At 64.6% G+C, this 22,638-nt stretch carries 25 protein-coding genes; 4 read left to right on the top strand and 21 right to left on the bottom strand.

The features are described from left to right. Positions 1–789, top strand: coding sequence for a heme ABC transporter ATP-binding protein (locus AC1DVR_RS02485; RefSeq protein ID WP_477998935.1), 789 nt, complete (start codon positions 1–3; stop codon positions 787–789). 3 nt (positions 790–792) lie between these two features. Here AC1DVR_RS02485 and AC1DVR_RS02480 read toward each other — a convergent pair whose 3' ends face one another. From AC1DVR_RS02480 to AC1DVR_RS02450, 7 genes are all read right to left on the bottom strand, one after another. Next, complete coding sequence (locus tag AC1DVR_RS02480; RefSeq protein WP_477998934.1) at positions 793–1,314, bottom strand: hypothetical protein; 522 nt, start codon at positions 1,312–1,314, stop codon at positions 793–795. Beyond that, positions 1,311–1,466, bottom strand: coding sequence for a hemin uptake protein HemP (gene hemP / locus AC1DVR_RS02475; RefSeq protein ID WP_477998933.1), 156 nt, complete (start codon positions 1,464–1,466; stop codon positions 1,311–1,313). Before hemP ends, AC1DVR_RS02480 begins: the two co-directional genes overlap by 4 nt. A 300-nt stretch (positions 1,467–1,766) precedes the next feature. After that, positions 1,767–2,099: a hypothetical protein gene (locus tag AC1DVR_RS02470; RefSeq protein ID WP_477998932.1), complete on the bottom strand. Its 333-nt coding sequence runs from the start codon at positions 2,097–2,099 to the stop codon at positions 1,767–1,769. Between the two features lie 78 nt (positions 2,100–2,177). After that, a complete protein-coding gene (locus AC1DVR_RS02465; protein WP_477998931.1) occupies positions 2,178–3,164 on the bottom strand; it encodes an aldo/keto reductase in 987 nt (328 codons plus the stop codon). A gap of 173 nt (positions 3,165–3,337) precedes the next feature. Then, complete coding sequence (locus tag AC1DVR_RS02460) at positions 3,338–4,084, bottom strand: FadR/GntR family transcriptional regulator (protein ID WP_477998930.1); 747 nt, start codon at positions 4,082–4,084, stop codon at positions 3,338–3,340. Between the two features lie 97 nt (positions 4,085–4,181). Beyond that, positions 4,182–4,910, bottom strand: coding sequence for a FadR/GntR family transcriptional regulator (locus AC1DVR_RS02455; protein ID WP_477998929.1), 729 nt, complete (start codon positions 4,908–4,910; stop codon positions 4,182–4,184). Positions 4,911–4,923: 13 nt separating this feature from the next. Then, a complete protein-coding gene (locus tag AC1DVR_RS02450; protein WP_477998928.1) occupies positions 4,924–6,357 on the bottom strand; it encodes an FAD-binding oxidoreductase in 1,434 nt (477 codons plus the stop codon). Positions 6,358–6,543: 186 nt separating this feature from the next. On the opposite strand from AC1DVR_RS02450, the gene gloA reads away from it, so the two are divergent. Beyond that, positions 6,544–6,930: a lactoylglutathione lyase gene (gene gloA, locus AC1DVR_RS02445; RefSeq protein WP_477998927.1), complete on the top strand. Its 387-nt coding sequence runs from the start codon at positions 6,544–6,546 to the stop codon at positions 6,928–6,930. 49 nt (positions 6,931–6,979) lie between these two features. On the opposite strand, the gene AC1DVR_RS02440 is transcribed toward gloA, so the two are convergent. The 6 genes from AC1DVR_RS02440 to kduI all read right to left on the bottom strand — a co-directional run bounded on the left by AC1DVR_RS02440 (position 6,980) and on the right by kduI (position 13,581). Then, the gene (locus AC1DVR_RS02440; RefSeq protein ID WP_477998926.1) at positions 6,980–7,948 is read right to left on the bottom strand and encodes an ABC transporter permease; all 969 of its coding nucleotides are present in this window, start codon (positions 7,946–7,948) and stop codon (positions 6,980–6,982) included. 10 nt (positions 7,949–7,958) lie between these two features. Further along, the gene (locus tag AC1DVR_RS02435; RefSeq protein WP_477999287.1) at positions 7,959–9,461 is read right to left on the bottom strand and encodes a sugar ABC transporter ATP-binding protein; all 1,503 of its coding nucleotides are present in this window, start codon (positions 9,459–9,461) and stop codon (positions 7,959–7,961) included. 5 nt (positions 9,462–9,466) lie between these two features. Continuing rightward, positions 9,467–10,450 (bottom strand): ABC transporter permease, encoded by a 984-nt coding sequence (locus tag AC1DVR_RS02430; protein WP_477998925.1) that lies wholly within the window; start codon positions 10,448–10,450, stop codon positions 9,467–9,469. 190 nt (positions 10,451–10,640) lie between these two features. Beyond that, the gene (locus AC1DVR_RS02425; RefSeq protein ID WP_477998924.1) at positions 10,641–11,720 is read right to left on the bottom strand and encodes a sugar ABC transporter substrate-binding protein; all 1,080 of its coding nucleotides are present in this window, start codon (positions 11,718–11,720) and stop codon (positions 10,641–10,643) included. A 262-nt stretch (positions 11,721–11,982) separates the two neighbouring features. Further along, positions 11,983–12,738: a 2-dehydro-3-deoxy-D-gluconate 5-dehydrogenase KduD gene (gene kduD, locus AC1DVR_RS02420; protein WP_477998923.1), complete on the bottom strand. Its 756-nt coding sequence runs from the start codon at positions 12,736–12,738 to the stop codon at positions 11,983–11,985. A 3-nt stretch (positions 12,739–12,741) separates the two neighbouring features. After that, the gene (gene kduI, locus AC1DVR_RS02415) at positions 12,742–13,581 is read right to left on the bottom strand and encodes a 5-dehydro-4-deoxy-D-glucuronate isomerase (RefSeq protein WP_477998922.1); all 840 of its coding nucleotides are present in this window, start codon (positions 13,579–13,581) and stop codon (positions 12,742–12,744) included. Positions 13,582–13,784: 203 nt separating this feature from the next. Here kduI and AC1DVR_RS02410 point away from each other — a divergent pair, with 203 nt between their 5' ends. Next, positions 13,785–14,846, top strand: coding sequence for an aldo/keto reductase (locus AC1DVR_RS02410; protein WP_477998921.1), 1,062 nt, complete (start codon positions 13,785–13,787; stop codon positions 14,844–14,846). Between the two features lie 46 nt (positions 14,847–14,892). Here AC1DVR_RS02410 and AC1DVR_RS02405 read toward each other — a convergent pair whose 3' ends face one another. The 7 genes from AC1DVR_RS02405 to AC1DVR_RS02375 all read right to left on the bottom strand — a co-directional run bounded on the left by AC1DVR_RS02405 (position 14,893) and on the right by AC1DVR_RS02375 (position 20,641). Continuing rightward, positions 14,893–15,519, bottom strand: coding sequence for a TetR/AcrR family transcriptional regulator (locus AC1DVR_RS02405; RefSeq protein WP_477998920.1), 627 nt, complete (start codon positions 15,517–15,519; stop codon positions 14,893–14,895). A 167-nt stretch (positions 15,520–15,686) separates the two neighbouring features. Then, the gene (locus AC1DVR_RS02400; RefSeq protein ID WP_477998919.1) at positions 15,687–16,388 is read right to left on the bottom strand and encodes a VOC family protein; all 702 of its coding nucleotides are present in this window, start codon (positions 16,386–16,388) and stop codon (positions 15,687–15,689) included. 66 nt (positions 16,389–16,454) lie between these two features. Beyond that, the gene (locus AC1DVR_RS02395) at positions 16,455–17,525 is read right to left on the bottom strand and encodes an ABC transporter substrate-binding protein (protein WP_477998918.1); all 1,071 of its coding nucleotides are present in this window, start codon (positions 17,523–17,525) and stop codon (positions 16,455–16,457) included. A 39-nt stretch (positions 17,526–17,564) separates the two neighbouring features. Continuing rightward, a complete protein-coding gene (locus AC1DVR_RS02390; RefSeq protein ID WP_477998917.1) occupies positions 17,565–18,383 on the bottom strand; it encodes an ABC transporter permease in 819 nt (272 codons plus the stop codon). Further along, positions 18,380–19,174 carry an ABC transporter ATP-binding protein gene (locus tag AC1DVR_RS02385; RefSeq protein WP_477998916.1) on the bottom strand — a complete coding sequence of 265 codons (795 nt, stop codon included), beginning with the start codon at positions 19,172–19,174 and terminating at the stop codon, positions 18,380–18,382. The genes AC1DVR_RS02390 and AC1DVR_RS02385 overlap by 4 nt, the downstream gene beginning before the upstream one ends. A gap of 449 nt (positions 19,175–19,623) precedes the next feature. Next, a complete protein-coding gene (locus AC1DVR_RS02380) occupies positions 19,624–19,974 on the bottom strand; it encodes a hypothetical protein (RefSeq protein ID WP_477998915.1) in 351 nt (116 codons plus the stop codon). Continuing rightward, entirely contained in the window at positions 19,961–20,641 is a 681-nt protein-coding gene (locus tag AC1DVR_RS02375; protein WP_477998914.1) for a sigma-70 family RNA polymerase sigma factor, read from the bottom strand. The genes AC1DVR_RS02380 and AC1DVR_RS02375 overlap by 14 nt, the downstream gene beginning before the upstream one ends. On the opposite strand from AC1DVR_RS02375, the gene AC1DVR_RS02370 reads away from it, so the two are divergent. Then, positions 20,633–20,872: a hypothetical protein gene (locus AC1DVR_RS02370; RefSeq protein WP_477998913.1), complete on the top strand. Its 240-nt coding sequence runs from the start codon at positions 20,633–20,635 to the stop codon at positions 20,870–20,872. The two genes, AC1DVR_RS02375 and AC1DVR_RS02370, sit on opposite strands and share 9 nt — an antisense overlap. A 101-nt stretch (positions 20,873–20,973) precedes the next feature. Here the strand turns inward: AC1DVR_RS02370 and AC1DVR_RS02365 are convergent, their stop codons facing one another. Next, complete coding sequence (locus AC1DVR_RS02365) at positions 20,974–22,638, bottom strand: pilus assembly protein TadG-related protein (protein ID WP_477998912.1); 1,665 nt, start codon at positions 22,636–22,638, stop codon at positions 20,974–20,976.

The following is a 22,638-nucleotide window of genomic DNA, read 5'->3' as shown; positions in this document are numbered from 1 at the left end:
ATGCTGCAGATCACCGATCTTTCCGCCCGGCTGGGCGGCAGAACCATCCTGCACGGCATCAACCTGACCGCCCGGGCCGGGCAGGTCCTGGCGATCTGCGGCCCGAATGGCGCAGGCAAAAGCACGCTTCTGCGCGCCGCCCTGGGCGAGATCCGGGCCGAGGGTCGGCTGACCCTGAACGGTCTGGATGTGGCCAAAACCCCGCCTGCCGTTCTGGCCCGCCTCCGCGCCGTGCTGCCGCAGGACACCCAGGTGGCTTTCGGCTTTCGCCCCGAGGAGATTGTGGAAATGGGGCAGGAGGCTGGCGATTTCGCCCAGATGCCCGGCCTGGCCCGAAAGGCCTTGGCCGCGGTGGGGCTTGCCCATGTCGCGGCGCGCGACTTTCAGACCCTGTCGGGCGGGGAGAAGCAACGCACCCACCTGGCGCGCGCTTTGGCGCAGGTCTGGCAGCCCGTTGGGCCACAAGGTTCGCGCTGGCTGTTTCTGGATGAGCCGGTGGCGAGCCTCGACCTCGGCCAGCAGCTGCAGGTCATGCAACTGGCGCGCGGCTTTGCCGATGGCGGGGGCGGGGTGGTGGCGGTGATGCATGACCTCAACCTTTCCGCCATGTTCGCCGACCGGATCGCGCTGGTCGTGGCGGGCCGGGTCGCCGCCTGCGATGCGCCCGCGGCAGTGCTGACCGCGCCCAGGCTGCGGCAGGCTTACGGCTGCGAGGTCGCGATGAACACGCCCCCCGCCGCCGGCCCCTGGTTCGTGCCGCAATCGTGCCGGAGCGCGGCGGCGCTTTAGGGGTCAATGCGGCCTTGTGCCGGGCGGCATGGCAAAGGTGGGCTCCGCCACCCGCTGGCCGCGCAACCGCCGCGCCATGGCGAGGATCAGGCGGCCCAGCGGCTCTGCCGTCTGGACGGCCTCGAAGGCGAGGTCGGCGGGCAGCATGGTCAGGGCCAGCGCCATCGCATCCTCGCGATCTCCGGCCATGGCGGCGGCGACCAGGAGGGCGAAGGCGCTTTCATCGCCGCCCAGACAGGTACAGCGGATGTCATGGCGCATGAAGGGGCGGCGGCCGTGATGGACCAGAAGCGTGATCAGGTGATCAAGCGCCGCCACCGCCTCTGCGGCACGGTCGGGGCCGAGGGTCATGGTGAAATCCTCCGCCACGGCGCTGCGGCCCGCCGGGCTGTCACACCAGTGCCGCATCAGAAGGACGGCCCCCTGCTCCAGTACGGGCAGATCGACCACCACCCCGACCGGGGCGGCACCGCGCGGCGCGAAAGCCCCCGGCGTCGAGGGCGAGATGAACCAGGGTTTGCTCATTTTGTCAGGATCAACTTTCCGGCTTTGGTGATGCGCAGGGTGTAGACGTGATCGTCCAGCACGATCTGTGCCACTGTCTGGCCCGCAGTCAGCACGCGGGCATCATAGGTCGGCACGGCGGAGGCGGGGGCGGTGATCGCAAGCGCCATCATCGGCCTGCCCTGCACGGAGCGGTGGGGGGAAAGAGCAGCTGTGTCATCGGTTCCTCTGAAATCAGGACGGTCACGGATCAGGTCCGGGCTTCCCGAGAAACGGGTGGCTGGGCGCATGCTTATTTCTGAGTTATTTAGTCAACTTTGTAAATCAGATTCTTTTAGTCAACTATTAGGCCGCGTTCACGCCGAGGGACTTCGAACAGTCATCAGCGCCCCGCGCTGCCCGATGACCTGCGCAGCAATATCCGCGGCGGTCGTATCGACCATATCGGCCACGGGCCTGCACGTGTGCGTTGCCTAGGCGCCGTATAGCAGCGAGACCGTCTCGCCGCCGCCGTTCTTGACCACCACGCAAGCCGCCCCTGCACCGGCGTAGCGCCGGGCGGAGGCCTCCGGGCTGGCATTGCCGAACCACGGCGCCTCGTCCTCGGAAAAGGGCAGCGCGACATCGGCGCTGGTGGCGGCAAGGCTGATCGCCTGGCGCATCTCCTCGGGCGAGGTCCAGAGCCTTGACCGCAGGTTCGGGTCGCAGGCCATCTTGCCGCCCTGTGCGCGAAAGTCTTGCAGGGCGGCGGGATCAGACGCCAGCGTCGGCTCCGCGCTTTGGCCGCGCCACCATGCATTCGCCAATCAACACCACGCGGGTCATTCTGCACCATCCGTGAATGCTCGGGGACTGCGACGTCATCGAGGCCCGAAGGCCCGCGCCTACCAGCGCTGATGCACGTAGGGCCGGATGCTGCTGTCATAGATCGCGCGGATTTCATCCATCGTGGCCTGCGACAGCGGCGGCAGATCGGCGGCCTCGGCGTTGGAACGGGCCTGCGCCGGGTTGCGGGCGCCCGGAATGGCCACGGTCACCGCATCGAACATCAGGATCCAGCGCAGCGCGAATTTCGCCATGGTCGTATCGCCCGAAACGAGTGGCCGCACCCGCTCCACCGCTTCAAGCCCGACCTCGTAGGGCACGCCCGAGAAGGTCTCGCCCACATCGAAGGCCTCGCCATGGCGGTTGAACTGGCGGTGGTCGGAGGCTTCGAAGGTGGTGTCCTTCCTGAACTTGCCGGACAGAAGCCCGCTGGCCAGCGGTACGCGGGCGATGATCGCCACGTTCTTTTCCTTGGCCTGCCCGAAGAAGTGCTCGGCAGGGCGCAGGCGGAAGGCGTTGAAGATGATCTGGACGCTGACCACGCCGGGATATTCCAGCGCCTTCAGCGCCTCTTCCACCCGCTCGACGCTGACACCGTAGTTGGCGATCTTGCCCTGCGCCTTCAACGTCTCGAGGCTGTCAAAGACTTCGGGGTGATAGTAGACATCGGTCGAGGGGCAGTGCAGCTGGACCAGATCGAGCGTGTCCATCGCGAGGTTCTTGCGGCTTCGGTCGATGAAGTTGGTCAGGTTTTCCAATGTGTAACCTTCGACCGCCTGGCTGGGCAGCCGGCGCCCCGCCTTGGTGGCGATGAAGGGGCGCTCGCCGCCGCGCTCTTTCATCACCTGGGCGATCAGGCGTTCGGAATGGCCATCGCCATAGACATCGGCGGTGTCGATGAAGGTGACGCCGGTATCCAGCGCCGTGTGCAGCGCGGCCAGCGCCTCGCCGTCATTGACCTGCCCCCAGGCCGCCCCGATCGCCCAGGCGCCAAAGCCGATTTCACTGACCTGGCGGCCGGTCCGCCCGAATTCCCTGGATCGCATAGTCACCCTCCTGAGGTCGCTGGCCGGGATACCTCACGCTATCCCGCATCACATCGCCCCCGGAGATCCGGCGGCGCCAAAGTTACGTTGTACGACAACCTGTCAAGAAGGCAAGGCCCCGGCACCCCGGCGCAGCGCGTTTTTGGATACCAGAGCCGGAAGGCGCCTTGCCGTCATGCCGGACGCGAGGCGTCGCGCAGGCCGCGGAAACGGCCGGCGCTTTGCGACAGATGATGGCGGATCGCGCGGCGGGCTGCGGCCTCGTTGCCCTGGGCGATCGCGTTGAAGATGTCGTAATGTTCCTTGCGCATCCGCTTGGCATGGCGCTGGCGCTCGGCGGCGGTCATCCGGTCGAACTGGGCCCATTGATGCGGCACCATCAGGCTGCCGAAAGTGTCGAAAAGCCGCCCGTAATAGGGGTTCTGCGTCGCGGCCAGCATGGCGCGGTGAAAGGCGAAATCCTCTTGCGGGCCCTGGCCGGTTTCAGCGACCGCCTGATCCAGCGCATCGAGCCGGCTTTGCATCCGCTCCAGATCCTCCGGCGTGCGGCGCAGGGCGGCCAGGCCTGCGGCCTCGCATTCGATGCCCATTCGCAATTCCAGAACGTGCAGGACTTCGTCCAGCGATTCCAGATCGTTGGGAAGGATCGAGAAGGTGCGCGGGCTGGGGTCGCTGGTGACAAAGGCGCCAAGCCCCTGCCGCGTGGTGATCAGGCCCTTGGCGCGCAGGGTGGCCAGCGCTTCGCGGACGATGGTGCGGCTGACCCCGGTTGCCAGCATGATCGCCTGTTCGGTCGGCAGACGCGCGCCCGGCTTCAGGTCACCGGATTCGATCTGGGCGATCAGCGAAGCAGCCAGTTCGCTGCGCAGATTGGGCACCTGGCGGATCGCGCTGAACACTGCCTCGTCGTTGTCCGTCATTCTGCCCGATCGTCCCGCACATGGTTTGGCTTGGCCCGCCTCTGTCTTCCGTACCTAAACCATCCCGGCACAAAAAGCAAAACGGCCCTGCGGCCGATCAGACGGCGGCTGAGGGGCCGGCCTCGGACAGGCCGACCCGCTGCGCTGCATTGGACAGGTGGGCGCGCATCGCGGCCTGTGCGGCCGGTGCATCCTGTGCCGCGATCGCTTCCAGGATGCGGTGGTGTTCGGCCAGGGTGAACTGGGCCAGATCCTCGGATTTCCTCTGGTTGCCCGAGACGAGGATGCTGTCGCGCACCTTTTCCGAAACGAAGGTCAGGAACTGCACCATGTAGATGTTGCCGGTGGCGGCGGCGACGGTCTTGTGAAACTCCAGATCGGTCTGAAGCCAGGTGACGCTGCCATAGGGCGCCTCCCGCATCGTGTCGAGCGCGAGGCGCATGGCGGCCAGATCCGCCTCGGTCCGCCGTTCCGCCGCCAGAGCCGCCGCCTGCACTTCCAGAATGCCGCGCAGTTCAAACAGGTCGCGGTAGGCGCCGGCCTGTTGCAGGGCGTCGTGGTTGATGGTCAGGACCGTGGCGTTCGGCTCGTCGGTGACAAAGGCGCCGCGGCCCTGCTTGGACCAGACCCGACCCTCCGAACGCAGGCGGGCGATCGCCTCGCGCACCACGTTGCGACTGACGCCGAAGGTCTGGGCCAGCGCCTGCTCGGTCGGCAGTTGATCGCCCGGTTTCAGGCGGCCTTGCGCGATCTCGCGCGAGATTGAACTGGCCACCAGCGTCGAAAGGTGCGGGCCACGGTCAACTTTGTCGAGCTTCAAGGCCATGGCCGGGTCCAGTCTATCGGGGCGGGCGCGGGAATATGCGCCCGGCACTCAGCAAATTCAATGGATCAAAGGCATCCTTGATGCGACCGGCAAGCGCAAGGGTCACTGGGTCAACCCGGTCAAGATAGGCCGCCTGCTTGGCCAGACCGATGCCATGCTCCGCACTGATCGAGCCGCCATGTTCGTCCACCACGTCAAAGATGATGGCCTCCGCCGCATGGAAGAGATCGTCCATCGCCTCGGCGGGCATGTCGAGCGGCGGCACAACATTGAGGTGGATGTTGCCGTCGCCGACATGGCCATAGGTCACCTTGATCGCTTCGGGGAAGGCGGCGTCGAGCCCGTCCAGCGCCTCTGCCACGAAATCCGCGATGTGGGAGATCGAGACCGAGACATCGGTGCGCAGGTAGCGTCCGCCACGGCCCTGCCGGTCCACCATCACCTCGCGCAGAAGCCAGAGCTTTTCGGCCTGCGCCCGGTTCGCCGCCACCACGCCATCCTGCACGAGATCGCCTGCGCTGTTCAGAAATTCCTCCATCAGGACCTTGAGATCGACGCGCCCGCCCGCCGCAGCCTCGACCAGAACATAGACCGGATAGGTTTGCCCGAGCGGGTCACGCAGATCGGGGCGGGCATTCAGAGCAATCTCGATCCCGCCGCGCAGGATCAGTTCAAAGGCCGACAGAAGGTCGCTGCATTCGCGCCGCGCCCGGGCGTAAAGCGCCATCGCATCCTGAACCGAGGCGAGGCCGATCAGCGCCGTCTCAACCTGCGTGGGCCTGGGGAAGACCTTCAGCGCCACCGCCGTGATGATGCCCAGCGTGCCCTCGCTGCCGATGAAAAGCTGCTTGAGGTCATAGCCCCGGTTGTCCTTGCGCAGGGTGCGCAGCCCGTTCCAGATCTGACCATCGGCCAGCACGACCTCCAGCCCCAGCACCAGATCGCGCGTCATGCCAAAGCGCAGCACGTTGAAGCCGCCGGCATTGGTGGCGACATTGCCGCCGATCTGGCAGCTGCCCTGCGCGCCAAGGCTGATCGGCAGCAGGCAATCCGCCGCCTCGGCTTGCTTTCTGGCCGCCTCCAGCACGCAGCCCGCCTCCACGACCATGGCGAAATCCAGCGGGTTGACAGAGCGGACCCGGTTCATCCGCTCCAGCGAGATCACCACTTCGCCGCCTGAAGCGCTTGGCACTGCGGCGCCGACCAGGCCGGTCTGCCCGCCCTGCGGGACGACCCTGATCCGCAGCTCATGGCAGACGCGCATCAGCAGGCTGACCTCCTCCACCGATCGCGGCCGGGCAACGGCGAGGGGCGTGCCGTGGAATTTGCCGGTCTGGTCCAGACTGTAGCGTGGAAACTCGGCCTCATCGGTCAGCAAAAGCCCCTCGGGAAGCGCCGAACGCAGCGCGGCAAGCGCGGTGGAAACGGGGGGAAGACTGGTCTGCACGCGCGCACTCCCACAGACGTTGAATCGGCTGGACATCGCAATATCTTGCATGGTTATCATACAACACTGATTTAGAACAGCAAGCCGGCACCGATGAAGCCGCCGCTGATTCTCTGGAAAATCAGGGAGAAACACCACTTTCACAGAAGGACTCTGACCATGGGCGCGACGCCTGAAAAGTTCAGAATGATGCATACGATGATCCGGGTCTTTGACCTGGACAAGTCGATCGCCTTTTACACCGAGATGCTGGGGATGACGCTGTTGCGCCGCGACGACTACCCGGAGGGCAAGTTCACCAACGCTTTCGTGGGCTATGGCCCCGAAGAGACCGACACCGTGGTCGAACTGACCTATAACTGGGGCCGCGACGCGGGCTATGAGCTTGGCACCGGCTTTGGCCACCTGGCGCTTGGCGTCGAGGATATCTACGCCGTCTGCGCCGCGCTGGAAAAGCAGGGCGCCAAAATTCCGCGCCCGCCGGGCCCGATGAAACATGGCACCACGCATATCGCCTTCATCGAAGACCCCGATGGCTACAAGATCGAGCTGATCGGCCTCAGCACGATGTAAGACGACGAAAGCCACGACCGCGGTCGTGGCTTTCGCTTTTGCGCCCTGCCTACTTGATGATCGCGATCTTGCTGCGGTCGATGGTGATCGCCACGGCGAGGATCAACACGCTGCCGAAGACCACGTTCTCGGCAAAGATGTTGATGCCGATGAAGGTCATCCCGATGCGGACGATCGAGATGATCAGCGCGCCCACCCCGGTGCGCACCACCCCGCCCAACCCGCCGGTGATCGCCGTGCCGCCCACGATCACCGCCGCAATCGCCGGCAGCAACAGCTGGTTAGCGAGGTTGGGCGACCCGCTGGACAGCCTGGCCGCCAGCACCACACCCGCCAAGGCCGCCAGAGTGCCCGAGATGGCAAAAGCCACAATCTTGGTGCGGTCGACATTGATCCCCGCCGCCATCGCCGCAGGCTCGCCCGCACCGACCGCAAGGCAATAGCGCCCGAACCTCGTGTAGCGCAGCACGACAAAGGCCAGGATCCCCACCGCGGCGGCGATCAGGATTACCGTGGGCACCCCGCCCACCGTGCCGTTGACCCAGGCGGTATTGGCCCGCCCGCCCTCCTCGATCGTGATGGCCCTGCCATCCGCCGCCCAAAGGGCGATCCCGGCCACGACGCCGCCTGTGGCCAGCGTCGCCACGAAGGACGGCACCTTCAGCCGCACATGGACATAGCCCGACAACAGGCCGAAAAACAGACCGCTCAGGATAGCCAAAGGGAAGGCCACCAACCCGAGGCTCGGCAGCAGCTGCGCGAGGATCACGCTGGCCAGCGAGGCCACCGCCTGGATCGACAGATCTATCCCGCCGATCAGGATGGCAAAGGTCACCCCCGCCGCCAGGATGAACAGCACCGCCGTGTTGGACAAAAGCAGAAGCAGCGTCTCGGCGGTCAGAAACCCCGGGGCGGCGACGCTCACGATCAGCACCAGCAGGATCAGCAGCAGAAGTGGCACCGATCCCTGCACCCATCCCGTCGCAATCAGCGATTTCATCGTCATGTTGCCCTGCATCACAGCCCCCTCATACCATCGCCCTGACCAGATCAATCTGGTCAGGCTTGTTGCCGCGCGCCGCATCGAACCGCGCCGTGACCGCACCGTCGCGCATCACGATGACCCGATGCGACAGCCCGATCGTCTCTTCCAGCGTGTCCGAGATCAGCAGGATGGCGATACCCTGGGCCGAGAGGTCGCGGACCAGCTCGTAGACCTCCTCCTTGGCACCGACATCCAGACCGCGCGTCGGGTGGTCAAGGATCAGGATCCGCGACCCCGCCGTCATCCAGCGCGCCAGCACCACTTTCTGCTGGTTCCCGCCCGAAAGCTTGCGGCAGGCGATGTCCGGCCCCGGCGCCTTGATCCGCAGCCTGGTGATCCAGTCGCGCGCCAGCTGCCTTTCGCGCCGGTAGCTGATGGCGCCATTGGTCATCACCGCGGAAAGATCGGCGAGCGAGATATTCTCGGCAATCGACAGGAACATGACCAGCCCCTCGACCCGGCGTTCCCGTGGGACATAACCGATGCTTTTGCGCACCGCCTGTTCGGGCGAGCGGAAATGCACCGCCTCGCCCTTGATCCGGAGTTCACCTGCCGAATGGGGAAGAAAGCCGCCCAAGGCGCGGGTCACCTCCTCGCGGCCAGAGCCCACGACGCCAGCGATCCCGAGGATCTCGCCCGCGCGGATCTGCAGGTCAACATCGCTGAAAGCCCCTTCCACGCCCAGACCCGCCGCATCCACGACAATCTCGTCCTGCGGCGCGACCTGACGGTCTTCCTTGTAATAGGCGGTCTGCAATCCGCGCCCGACCATGATCTCGTGCAATTCCGGCCCGGTGACATCGGCGGCGCGATGTTCGGCCACCACCTCGCCATCCTTCATCGTGTAAACCCGGTCAGAAATGCGCAGCACCTCGTCCAGACGGTGCGAGACGAAGACAAAGCTGGCCCGCGATTTCAGCGAGCGGACCCGGTTGAACAGCACGTCAATGTCAGACGCACTCAGAACCGAGGTCGGCTCGTCCAGCAGGATCACGATCGAACGGGCCACCGTCTCCTCCAGCGTCAAGGCCTTGGCCAGTTCCACCATCTGGCGGGCGGCAAAGGTCAGTTCCGAGGTGCGCGCCGTCACATCAATATCGACGCCGATCTTTTCCAGCTGGCGCCGCGCGGCGGCCCGCAAGGCGCGCCAGTCCATCAGGCCAAAGCGGACGAACTGGCCTTCTTGCCCGAGGTAGATGTTCTCGGCCACCGACATGTTCAGCAGCAGGGATTGCTCCTGAAACACCATGCCGATGCCATGCGCCGCCCCGTCGCGCGCGCTGCGCATCCGCAGCGGCTGACCGTCGAGCGTCAGGGTGCCGCCATCGGGCTGGTGCGTGCCGGCCAGGATGCGCATCAGGGTCGACTTCCCGGCGCCGTTCTCGCCGATCAGGCCCACGACCTCGTTCGGGCGGATCTCCAGCGAGACGCCTTTCAGGGCGGGCACGCCGGAGAAGGACTTGCTGATGGAATGTGCTGCGAGCATGGCGGTCACTTCACGATCTTGAGGCGGATGCGGTCGAGCGAAAGGGCGACGGCGGCGATGATCATCAGGCCCTGCACCGTCTGCTGGATATAGGGCGAGACGCCGAGCAGGATCATCCCGTTCGACAGGACGGTGACGATCAGCACGCCGATCAGGGTGTTAAGTACCCCACCCTCGCCCCCGGTCAGCGCGGTGCCGCCTACCACGACGGCGGTTACCGCGGCAAACAGGCGGCCATCGGCGATGACGGCATCCGACCGGCCGAGCTGCGCCGCCGACAGGACACCCGCCACGGCAAAGAAGAACCCGGCCAGACCGAAGGCCAGCACCCGCACCCGTCTGGTGTTGACGCCCGACAGTTCGGCCAGATCCTCCGCCCCGCCGATCGCCATGACATGGCGGCCAAAGCGGGTGTGATATTGCACGGTATAGGCCAGGATCAGCGCGCCCAGCGCCACCCAGACCGCCAGCGGCAGGCCAAGGAAGCGGGCCAGCGCCAGGCTCCGCAGGCCCGGGTCCATCAGCCGGACTGCCGAGCCGCCCAGCATATAGACCGAAATCCCCAGGCCAATGAACCAGATGCCCAAGGTCGCCATGAAGGACGGGATGCGCAGCGTGGTCTGGATCAGCCCATTGGCCAATCCCATCACGGTTCCGGCCACAACCGCCGCAAGGGCGGCGAACCAGCCGTAATCGTTGCCGTTGGCATCGTTGCTGGCCAGGAGAACCACCACCATGGCCGAGACCGACAGCGCACCTTCGACCGACAGGTCGATGCTGCCCAAGAGGATGATGAAGGTCAGCCCCATCGCCAGCGTCAAAGGCACGGCGGAGGAGTTCAGGACGCGGACCAGATTGCGCGGCTCGATGAAGCTGGAATTGGCCAGCGTGATCAGAAGGCAGAGCACGATCAGCACGACAAGCGGCGCCTGCGACCGAAGCCGCCGCGCGAGGGGGGCACTTGACAGCCAGCTGGCGAAAGTCGGCATTTTCCGGGCCTTTGAGGCTGATTTGATGGTATCAGGTTCTGCGGTCAACAAGCTATTCCCCATTCCAGATCTGCAAGGGTCGGCGCAATGGCCCCCTCAAGGGCCCTGCAACAGCATACGCGACGGCCGGCATGCGCAGGCCGTCGCGGGACGCCCGCGCCACTTTCGTCGCGCGGGGTTTCACTTGGGATCAGGTCCGGATCGGCCCGGTCACCCGGCCCCAAAGGTCATTCCAATCCAGTTTGGGCTGCGCGTCGATGTTGGTCTTGTAATAGTCCTCGACGTTGTCTTTCGCGATCAGCACGGCCTTGCCATAGAACTCCCGGTGTTCCGGCGCCTCCTTGGCGGGGTCGAACTTCTTCAGAAGCGCGTTCAGGCCGATCGAAAGCCCCATGCCGCCCTGCCAGAACGGGTCCGAGGTGACGGTGCAGGCGAACTCGCCCTTGCGGACCGCATCGACGGCGGCCTTGATGCCATCCACCCCCACGACCGGCACAGTGCCGGCGAGGTTTTCGCCGCGCAAAGCCTCAAGTGCTCCGGTGCCCATGTCGTCATTGGCGGCCCAGATGCCCTTCACCTTGTCGCCGAACTTGGTGAGCAGGTTGCCGGTCAGATCGAACGCCTCGGAGGATTTCCAGTTGGCAACCTGGAAGTCCAGCAGTTCGATGTTCGGATTGGCGGCCAGGGCGGCCTCCAGCCCCTTCTTGCGCTCGATCGCGGCGGTGTTGGAGATCTGGCCGCCCAGCGCGATGATGGCGCCCGATCCGCCAATGGTCTTGAACAGGATCTCCGCGATCTGCTGGCCGCTGGAAATGCCGTCAAATTCGATGTGGCAGACGTAGTTCGGGTTGAAGTCCACCGGATGCAGGTCCGCCGGCTTGTTCCACTGGGTCACGACATAGGCGCCGGCCTTGGCGCAGGCCTCGACGATGGGGCGGGCGTCGGGCGTGTCGTTCGGGTCCGAGTTCAGCACCATGTTGCCGCCGGTCTTGGCCAGCATCGCCTTGATGTCGGCGATGCCCTTCTCGCTGTTGCCCTCCGAGACCAGCGTGACATGGTCCAGCCCGATGGCCGAAGCAAAGGCCTCTGCCCCGGCCTTCCAGACCGCGTGATAGGGGTTCGACAGCGAGCGGATCGAGGTCACCAGCGTCGGTTTGTCCGCCGCGAAAACCGCGCGCGGCAAGGCGGCGACCGTGGCCCCGGCGGTGACCGTGGCCAGGAACGATCGACGGTTCATGCCGCCGATGCGCAAAAGTGTCTTGTCGTTCATTTTCTTCCTCCCGTTGAGTGACGCACCCGGTGCCACCTTTTTCCCGGCACCTGGGTCTTGAAGTGATTCCGATGGCTTATTTGTACGACAACCCTTCAACTCGATAACCATACTCAAACTCTTTGCATCCGACAATGGCCTTGCAAATACCCAGTGAAAATAGGGCGAAATCTGCCGGCCTCCCCCTTGCGCAGACCAAAGCCGCCCCGCGCGGAAATCGGTGTTTTTGCGGCGCCTCCCTCGCAGACGATGACCGCAAGGGTCACCGTGCCAGCCAGCCGCCATCGACCGCGAGGATCGTGCCATGGACGTAATCCGATGCGGAGGAGGCCAGAAACACCGCAGCCCCGCCGATATCAGCGGGCGCACCCCAGCGGCCGGCAGGGATCCGCGCCAGGATGCTGGTGCTGCGCTCGGGGTCGTCGCGCAGGGCCGCCGTGTTGTTGGTGGCAAAGTAGCCGGGGGCGATCGCATTCACATTGACGCCCTTGGCCGCCCATTCGCAGGCCAGCAGCCGGGTGATCCCCGCCACCCCGCTTTTCGAGGCGGTGTAGGACGGCACCCGGATGCCGCCCTGAAACGACAGCATCGAGGCGATGTTGATGATCTTCCCCCGACCCTGCGCGATCATGTGCCGCCCCGCCGCCTGCGCGAGGAAGAAGGTGGATTTCAGGTTGGTGTCGATGACTTCATCCCAATCCTCCTCGCGGAAGTCCACCGCATCGCCGCGCCGCACGATGCCCGCGTTGTTGACCAGAATATCCAGCCCGCCAAAGGTCTGAATGGCCTCGGCCACGATGCCCTGCAGCGGCTGGTTCGTGCCAAGATCGGCACGCAGGGCATGAAAACGCCCGCCTGCCCCGGCCAACAGGTCGGCGGTTTCGTCCATCGCGGACCGCCCCACGCCGACGACCGCAGCCCCGGCAGAGGCCAGCGCCACGGCGATGCCCTGACCGATCCCGGTGTTGGCGCCGGTCACCACGGCGACACGCCCGGACAGATCGAATGGATGGGTCATGGCCTACCTCATCGCCGAAATCGGGAAATGGTCCATGTCGGTGAAAACCTTGTTGTCCCCCGCCATCGCCCAGATGAAGCTGTAATTCTTGGTCCCGACGCCCGAATGGATCGACCACGGCGGCGAGATTACCGCCTGCTCGCCGGCCACGACCAGATGCCGGGTCTGCTGCGGCTCGCCCATCAGGTGGAAGATCCGCTGATCCTCATCCAGATCAAAGTAGAAGTAGGATTCCATCCGCCGGTCATGGGTATGGCTCGGCATCGTGTTCCAGGTGCTGCCCGGGTCCAGCATCGTCATGCCGAGGGTCAGTTGGCAGGAGGCGCAGACCTCGGGGTGGATGTATTGAAAGATCGACCGCGCGTTCGAGGTCTCCGCTGCGCCATTGGTGAAGGTCCGCGCCTTGTCGCGCGACAAGAGCACCGTCGGATGGCTGGCATGGGCGGGGGTGGAGACCAGATAGAACTTGGCAGGACGGGTCGCATCGGCGCTTTCAAAGCGCAGGTCGATGGCTCCCTTGCCGACATAGAGACAGTCGTATTTCTGCAGCTCGTGGGGCGTGCCGTCCACGACCACCCGCCCCGCCCCTTCGGATACGTTCAGGATGCCAATCTCGCGCGCGGCAAGGAAAGTGTCCTGCCCGACCGCCTTGGGCGCCTCCAGCGTCAAGGGCACGTCCAGCGGCATGGCACCGCCAATCGCCATCCGGTCATAGTGCGAGTAGGTCAGCCGGATCTCGCCCGCCGCAAAGATGGTTTCAACCAGAAAGTGGCGCCGCAGCGCCTCGGTGTCGAAAGTGCGCACCGCCTCGGGGTGGCTCGCGTGCCTGATTTCAGTCTGCATGGTGTTCGACCCTCCCGGCGGTAGCAGATGCAGGTTTGCCTTGCGCGGCCGGTCCGCAGGCCCGTGCGGCGGACGGGAAAACCCGCTCGACCACCCCGGACTTGACGCGAACCCGGCTTGCGCCTAGCTTCGTGTGGTTACCTTGTTGTACGACAACAGGACTGTCAATACGTTTCGGAGACGATGACCGAGGAGGGTCAGGGATGCAGGATCAGACAGGGGCGCCGGGCATGAAGACACGGGCCATCACCGCAGACGGCCTGCGCGTGACGACGATGGGGCTTGGCGGCACCGGGCTTGGCAACATGTACCGGGCAACCGACCCGCAGGTCGCGCATGACACCGTGCAGGCCGCCTTTGCCAACGGCATCCGTTATTTTGACACGGCACCGGTCTATGGCTTTGGTCTGGCCGAAAGCCGGCTGGGCGAGGCGATTGCCACCCTGCCCCGGGACGAGATCGTGATCTCCTCCAAGATCGGCTATGATCTGGTGCCGATCCCGAAGGAAGATTTCACCCCCGGCCTCTGGGATCAGGCCCCGCCTTTCCGGGCAGAATTCGACTATTCCCGCGATGCCGTGCTGCGCTCGCTGGAAGGGACGCTGAAGCGGCTCGGGACCGATCATGTCGACATGGTCGCCATCCACGACCCCGACGAGGCGCTGCATTTCGCGCCCGGCGAGGACCCCTATGCCCGCAGCCGCTTCAGGGAGGCGATGGAGGGGGCCTATCCTGCGCTGGACGATCTGCGCGCGCAGGGCGTGATCAAGGCGGTGGGCGTCGGCATCAACCAATGGCAGATGCTGTCGGATTTCGTCGTGGCCGGCCAGTTCGACTATTTCCTGTTGGCGGGCCGCTATACCCTGCTGGAGCAGGAGCCGCTGGCGACCCTCTTGCCGGAATGCGCCCGGCGCGGCACCCGGATCATCATTGGCGGCCCCTACAACTCCGGCATTCTGGCGACCGGCCCGGTGGCGGGCGCCACCTTCAACACCCGTCCGGCGCCGCCTGCCGTGCTGCAGCGGGTCGGGCAGATCAAGGCGATCTGCGACAGCCATGGCGTGCCGCTGGCGGCGGCGGCGCTGCAGTTCCCGCTTGGCCATCCGGTGGTGGCCAGCGTCATCCCGGGGGCGCGGTCGGTGCCGGAGATGGAGGAGAATATCCGCTACATGCGCTGGACGATTCCCGCCGCGTTGTGGAGCGATCTGAAGACGGCGGGGCTGGTCGATCCAGCTTCTCCCCTTCCTGTGGGTGCGGCGCTGTAAGCCTCGGGCGCGCGCCAGGTTGCAGCGCGGGGCGCCGGAAATCCGGTTACTTCGGGGTCAGGGGATAGCGCAGGAAGAAGCAGGTCACCGCCTCTTCCACCACATAGGCGGCATATTCGGGGCTGTGATCCTCCTTGACGCCGAGGATGCCCAGAAACACCAAGGGTTCATTGATCATGCCGATGAACTGCTTGGCGGCGAGCCCGGGGTTGGTGATCGGCATCAGGCCCTCGCGGTTGGCGCGTTCCAGATAGGCGATCAGCGCCGCCGTTACCGGGCGCTTGCCCAATTCGATGTAATGGGTGGTCAGCGCGGGATATTGCGCGCCCTCGCGGATCACCATGCGGGCGATGTCGATCGCATCGGGATGGCCCCAAAAGGCGATGATCGCCTGACCGACCGCGCGCAAGGTGGCGCGCGGGTCATCCAGCGCGGTTTCGGCCTGGGTGATGGCCGCCATGGGAATGCGGGTCCAGACCTGCTTCAACGCCTCTTCGAAGAGGGCAAGCTTCGTGTCGAATTGATTGAAGATGGTCCGGCGCGACACGCCCGCCGCCTCGGCAATCTCCGCCATGCTGACCTTTTCAAAGGGCTTCTTCAGAAGATAGGCCACCGTTGCATCCATGATGGCCTGACGGCTTGACGTGGCGGGCAGCGGTGCGTCGTCTTTCAAGGCTTTTCCCCAGGTGATCGTGAAACATCTTGCGGCCTGCACTGCCGAGTGAAGGCGCCCGCCCGTTGATACCATCGGGGCGTGGAAAGAAAAAAGGGATTCTTGGACCGCAAGGCCGCCCCAGGCCAAAGGGAGGTGCTGCCTCCGCCCCGGGGCGCGAACCCGCCTCACGCGGCGGCAGAGAGGAGACCGCGCGGCCCCGTGGTGCCGGTCACCGGATAGCGCCGGATGATCACCTCGCCCTGATCAGTCATCACCCCCATGGCGTAAAGCCCGTGCGCCTTGCCGTTGAAACGCAGCCCGATGGCAGAGGCCCTGATGCCAAGATAGTCGCTCATCTCCTCCTCGGTCCCGCCAACCTCAAGCCAGGGCGCTGCGGTCGGACGCTTCCGGGCGAATTGGGCGGGCTGGTTGGAGGGATGCTTGCTGCGGTCGGGGACGAGGAAGAAGTTCGGAATCCCCGCCTTCCAGCAGCCCAGGGTTTCCGGCGTGCGGGCGGCAATGCCGGTGGCGCCGTCGGGGCGCTGGCGCAGCCCGTTTTCGACAATGTCGCTGCCCAGCCGCTTGGCCAGCGCCTCAAGCTCTGCCCTTGTGTCGACGCGGGCGCACCAGCCGATGAAAACATCGCCATTCACGCATTGATCGTGAAAATAACGCGAGATTTCAACGCCCTTTTCATAGGCGAAAAGGTCGATGCAGCTTTCCACCTCGATATATGTATCACCGCCGGTTGGAAAAATCCGGTTGGCCAACCCCAGTTTCGGGAACCAGCCGCCCTCGTAATGGCCCAGCCCGGTTTCCGTGTGCAGGCGATGCGCCCCGCCGTAAACGTTCTGCGTGCCAAGACAGATGTGGTCGATTTCAATCATCTTCGTCTCTTCAGGATGAGGGGAAAGCGCCGGCCCGCAGGCCGGTGCAGCGGGAGGCTAAAGGCCTCAATACCCTTTGCAGGCCTTGGCCTGCGCGATCACGGCCGCATGGTCGAAATCGTTGATGCGCGCGAAGAACGTCGGGTCTTCGGGCAAGAGGGTGGCCACGTCGACCGTGGTCTGCAAAAGCCCGTTGTCCTTGAGGACGTTCTGCAGCTTGTCCATCCCATCGGCCGAGACAGCCGCATGGTACTTGCCCCCCGCCCGCTCGAACGGGATCTTGGCATCCGCCACGTTTGAGGTCGCAATCTCCAGAGCCTGGGCATCGGTCAGCTTGCTGCCCTGACCGTAGTTTGTCTGGAAAATCCGCGCGACGCAGTCCGGGTTGGCCTCGGCGAAGACCTGCGCCATCGCGATGCCCTTGGCGATCTTCTCGACGAGAACCGGGTCGGATTTGCTGATCCGGTCGGTCACGAAGACGCCGTAGTCCGGGAAATCGAGCCAGGCGTCGTCATAGAAGTAGCTGGCGTCGTTGCCCATGGATTTGAAGGTGGCAATCTCGGACATGAAGGTCAGGCTGGCATCGACCATGCCGCTTTTCAAAGCCTCAAACGATTGGGCGCCGACGCCGATGACGGCTTGCTTCACGCCGCCTTGCGGGTCGATGCCGGCCTTGCTCAGCATCGAGTTGAGATACATCAGCCCCCCGGTGCCAGCCACGCCGATGCCGATGGTCTTGCCGGCCAGATCCTCGGGCTTGGTGATGCCGCTCTTGCTCATCGTCAGGATTCGCCACGAGGTGTTGCGCATCGAGGCCACCATGCGGAACGCCTCCAGCCCCTTGATGTCGGCGGACAGCCAGGGCGTCGTGTTGCCCATCCCGATGTCGCCGCTGCCGCCGATGATACTCTGCACCGCAGCGCTGGTGCCTTGCGAGAAGACAACCTCCGGCTCAAGGCCCATGTCCTTCCACCAGCCCATGGCCAGCGGGACATAAAGCTCGAACACGGCAGAGATCATCAGCGGGTTGCCGTTGATGATGCGCACCTTCTGCAACGCTTCGCTTTGCGCGGTCGTGGCGCAGACCTGGGCTGCGGCCACCACAAGCGCGGCGGCCAGTTTCTTCAGATTTGACATGGGGTCTCCTGAGGGGGGATGGGGATGTGGCGGAAAGGGTCAGCGGCGGCTGTCGTCCATCCAGAACACAAGCCTGCGGCCCAACATCTGGACGGCGGCGCTGGACAGGGCGGCGATGAGGGTCAGGACCGAGATGGCGGCAAAGACGCCTGCGGTGTCCAGCGCGAAGCCGGCCCGCATGATGGCGGCCCCGATGCCTTCCTGCGCGCCGACAAACTCGGCCACGATGGCGCCGATCACGCTGAGGGTGACGCCGACGTTCAGCCCGGCAAAGACATAGGGCGCGGCATTGGCAAGCTTCAGAAAGCGAAACCTCTCATAGCGCGAGGCGTTGTAGACGCTGAGCATTTCCACCTGTTCCGCCGGGGTCGCGCGCAGACCCGCCACCGCGTTGACGAAGACCGGAAAGAAGGTGATCAGCGCCACGATCAGGACTTTGGAGGTCATGCCAAAGCCGAACCACACCACGAACAGGGGTGCGATCGCCACCTTGGGAATGGCCTGCGCCGCAACGATATAGGGCGACATGATCCGCTCGGCCACGCGCCATTCGGCGACGGGCACCGCCAGAACGAAGCCCACCAGCGCCCCTACGATATAGCCAAGGACAATCTCGCGCAGGGTGATGAGCGTGTCCGCGAAGAGATAGCCCTGCGTCAGACCGACATAAAGCGCCACCGCAATCTCGCTCGGCTTGGGCAAGAGCGCCGGGCTGATGCCCGAGAGCGGCACGAGAAGAAACTCCCAGAAGGCCAGGACGGCGATCAGGATGATCAGGGACAAAAGGGTGATGCGGTCGAAGGGCGGCGCGAAGCCTTTCCGGGCCTTTGCCAGGGGCGTAGCCAGTTGCAGGGTCATGCGGCCACCTCGGTCTCGGCTTCGAAATGGCGCCGCACGGATTGCGAATAGACGCCGAACTGTTCGGAATTGATCATCTCCAGCCGGCGCGGCCGCGGCATGTCGACCGCGATGTCATCGACCACCCGCCCGGGCCGCGCCGCCAGCACCACCACCCGGTCGGCGAGAAAGACCGCCTCATGGATCGAGTGGGTGACAAAGATGATCGTCTTGCCGCTTTCGGCCCAGATGGATTGCAACTCGACCTGAAGGTGGTCGCGCGTCATCGCGTCAAGTGCGGCAAAGGGTTCGTCCATCAACAGAACATCCGGGTCATGGACCAGGGCACGGGCAATACCGACGCGCTGCTGCATGCCGCCCGACAATTCGCGGGGATATTTGTTCTCGAACCCGGCGAGCCCGACCAGTTCCAGATAGTGCCGAGCGTTGCGGGCGGCCTCGTCTTGCGGAACCCGGCCCAGATCCGCCGCGATCATCACGTTCTGCAGCACGCTGCGCCACGGCAGCAGGATCGGCGCCTGAAACACCACCCCCACGCCGGAGGTCGGGCGCGTGATCTCCTTGCCGCCGATCCGGACACTGCCGCTGCTGCGTGCCAGAAGCCCGCCGATCAGACGCAAGAGGGTGCTTTTGCCGCAACCGCTGGGCCCGACGAGCGTGACGAAAGAGCCCTTGGCGATGGTCAGATTGACGCTGCTCAACGCCGTGATCTGCTCGCCCGATCGGGTCGCAAAGACTTTGCCCGCGCTTTCGATCGAAATGAAATCTTCGGCAGGATCATTCCCATCCATCCGCGAAATCCTTTTGCTTTGCGGGCCGGTCCCGGAAAATCCCGGCCCGGCGCAGATTGTCGTCACGCAGGCAAATCATTTGCACTGCACTGTGGTGTGCAGTCGTATGGCGCCCCTTGAAGGCCCGTCAAGGGCATTCCACGGCGGGCGCGCATTTTGTCGGTTTGACCAGGAAATTATCGAAAACGTGGCAAGTTTTGCCCAAAATGTGAGCTTTCGCACCCGATTCATGGGCCCATGGCCCGAAAAGTGGATCAAGACCGAGCGCCAAGTTATACTGTATTGTGCAGTGCACTTTGGGGAGGTGAACGCTCGAGTCGGTGGCGCTGCCCTGCCCGCCCCCCTGGCTGGAGCGTGGCGGCTTTGCCTTAGCTCAGGATGGGGTCCGCACAGCCCGGCTTTCCGCCAGCAAGCGCGCAAAACAATTCAGAACCGCGCAATTATGCAAATCACCAGGACAGGGATGACAAATATTTCGCAATCATCACGATAATCTCGATCTTTGCCGCCAGGACAAGACAAAAGCCAAGGCCAAGTGACAATTTCAACCAGAGCGGCATCTTGGCCCTTTGCGGAACGCCAAACAACCTTTGCGCGACCTTGGCATAGGGCACCGGCGCGGGTTGCGGCTGATAGGCGGCGTTGAGCGCCTCGAAGTGGTTGAGCCAGAAAAAGTACTCATCCCGCAGCGGGCCATCCTCCCGCAGCTTGCGCTCGATGGCCGTGTTCTCGGGTTCGCTCAACAGGCCCATCACATAGGAGGCCATCTGGACGTCCGGGGTGACCTCAGGCGGTGTCATCGGACCGCCCTCCCGTTTCCAGACAGATCCGCAGGCGCCGCAGCGAACGCCGGAGCCAGCTTTTCATTGTATTCATTGGAACTTTGAACTGCGCGGCAAGCTCTTCGTAGCTTGCACCGTCCAGATAGGCCAAGCGCACGCAGCTTTGATGGCTGGGGTCCAGACGGGCCAGACAAGCGATCAAAAGCCGGAAATCGCTTTGGTCGATGGCCACCTGTTCCGGCCCTGGATCGTCACTTTGCACGGTGTCGACATATTCTTCCCCCCCTGGCCGCCGGCCGAGCGCACGCAGCCGGTCGATGGCGGCATGGCGTGCCATATGGGCGATCCAGCACTCGGCATGTGCGCGCGCGGGGTCATAGAGGAACGACTTGGTCCACAGACGCAAATACACCTCCTGGTGGACTTCATCCGCATCGCTTGCGTTGCGCAGAATGCGCATCAAGATTCCATAAACCTTGGAGGAGGTCGCATCAAACAGGGCTTTGAACGCAGCGCGAGAGCCTTGTTTGACGCCCATCATCAGGTCATCGACAGCGTTGCGCCCATTGTCTTGATCAAATCTGACGACTGGATTTTCCATAATTTCGCCATATCCGCCAATCAAGATATTCACACCATACGGCAAATCCAATTTGGGAGGGAGAAGAAAGTGGAAATGTTTCAAAGGATAGGCCCGCAGAAAATCAAGGCGGCGACAGCGGTTTTTGTCGGGCTGCACCTCCCGCTGGTCGGGCTGCTGGCCTATGCGATGATGACGGATCTGGGCGTTATGCTGCCCGCGCTGATCGTGGCGCTGGTTGCGACGCTGGTAGGGGTCGTGGGCACCATTGCGGCCGTGTTCCAGATCCTGAGCGGAGCGGGTGAGACCGGCGACGCGGGCTACCAGCTGTCCTGATGCCGCAGCCCTCCTGACATCCGGCTGACCGGTCTGGCGCCCCTTGGCCCTGCGATGTGGGGGGCGCCTTTGGACTTGAACCGTCATCGCCACCTCCCCCCCTATTCGATCAATCGTGACGCCCCGACGCATCCGGCGTTCAACAGTTCCAGCTTGGCCTGCGCCACCGAAAGGCCAAGCAGATCCTTGATGATGCCCTGAGTCAGCAAACCCTCGGCCCCGGTCGCATGCGCCACATTGACCGCGGCGCTGTTCAGCTGGCCGATGATGCTGTTGAGCAAGGCGTTCGTCGTCGCCAGGGTCGCGTTGACAAGGCAGCCCAGCGGGTTCGTGCAGCTGCCAGCCCCGCCCGTCTGACCGCCGATGGCCGCGCTGGCCGTCGTGAGCATCGCGGCCACCTTGGCCTCGATCGTATTGGCCAGGGCATCCACATCAACCGCCAGCGTCGGGCCGAAGGTCCGTACCGGGTGATAGGTCGCATCATCGCGGGTGAAGCTCGCGCGCTGGCTGACCCGTGTGACCACCGCATCCGTCACCTGGCCAAGGCCCGACAGGTTGAGCGGCAGGCCCAGAACGTCAATCCGCAGATCCAGGTCCAGAAGGCTGGCCTTCACCGGGTCAAACACGGCGACAACGGTCCTCGCATCCTGCGAGCAGGTGGCCCCCTCGCCGGTCAGCGCGGCGGAGGCATTGGCCACATCCAGCGCCATCGTCAGGTTGAACAGGTTCAGGATCTTGACCGCGGGCAGCTCGACCCGGATCTGGCTGGTGCGCGCCACCGCCGCCGGATCGCCGGGAATGGCGCCCAGCACGATCTGCCTGGGATCGCCGATCATGACCTTGGCCTGAAGGGTGCCGACCGAAGGCAAGGTCAGCCCCGCCTGCACGCTCGCCACCCGTTTGCCCAGAAGCTCTGCCGTGGCAAAGGCGATGTCCGCGGCATTGATCGCCATGGGCGGCAAGGGCTGCCCGACCCGGACATTGCGCAGATCCGGCGCAAGATAGATCACATCGCCCAGACGGACGGTCTGGCCTCCGCCGCCCACCGGGACGCCCAGCGCCGCACCCAGCACGGCGGACACCGGCAGATTGGCGTTCAGGATATCGCCATAGGTCAGGTCAGATCCGCTGGGCGTCAGCAGGCTGGCATCGGCCTGCAGGCTTTGCAGGAAGGACTGGCCCGACAGACGCGCATCTATCCCGCGCCCGCTGCAGAGCACATCCACCTGAGCGCCGATCAGCGGCTGCAGGATCGGTCGCAGAAGGTTGAGGCTCAACAGGCAATTCGACAGCGCGAAACTGACGCGCGGCTGTTGGGAGGCCACGGCGGAGCGCACGATGTAACGCGCATCATCGCCCACAAACAGCGGCAGGATATACATGACTGCCCGGGCCCGGATGGTCACCTTGACGGCATTGTTCGCCGCGATCGTCCGTTGGTCGGACGCGGCCACGAAACTGGCACGGCTCGCCACGCCGATCTGGATCTGCGAATCCGCCGTCGGCAGCGTGGGATAGGTGGTGTTGGCCCCGATCGTCCGGCGCGCCTCGGCCCGCATGCCATCGGCGGTGTCGAAGTGGCGGATGGCGGTCAGGGCCGCGAGGTCGGCTTGCGCCTGGACATAGCGCTTCTCGGATTCGAGGCTCGCCACGTCGATCGCTATTCCCGCCGCAAACAGCAGCAAGGGAAACAGGATCATGAACAGCACAGCGATGGCGCCATGCTCGTTCTGGCAAAAGCGACCCGGTCTGGAAGCGCGTTGCAT

The organism is Rhodobacter sp. P2_H5, assembly GCF_056403335.1.
The sequence above is the reverse complement of the archived record's forward strand: the minus strand, read 5'-3'. Positions and strand labels throughout refer to the sequence as shown.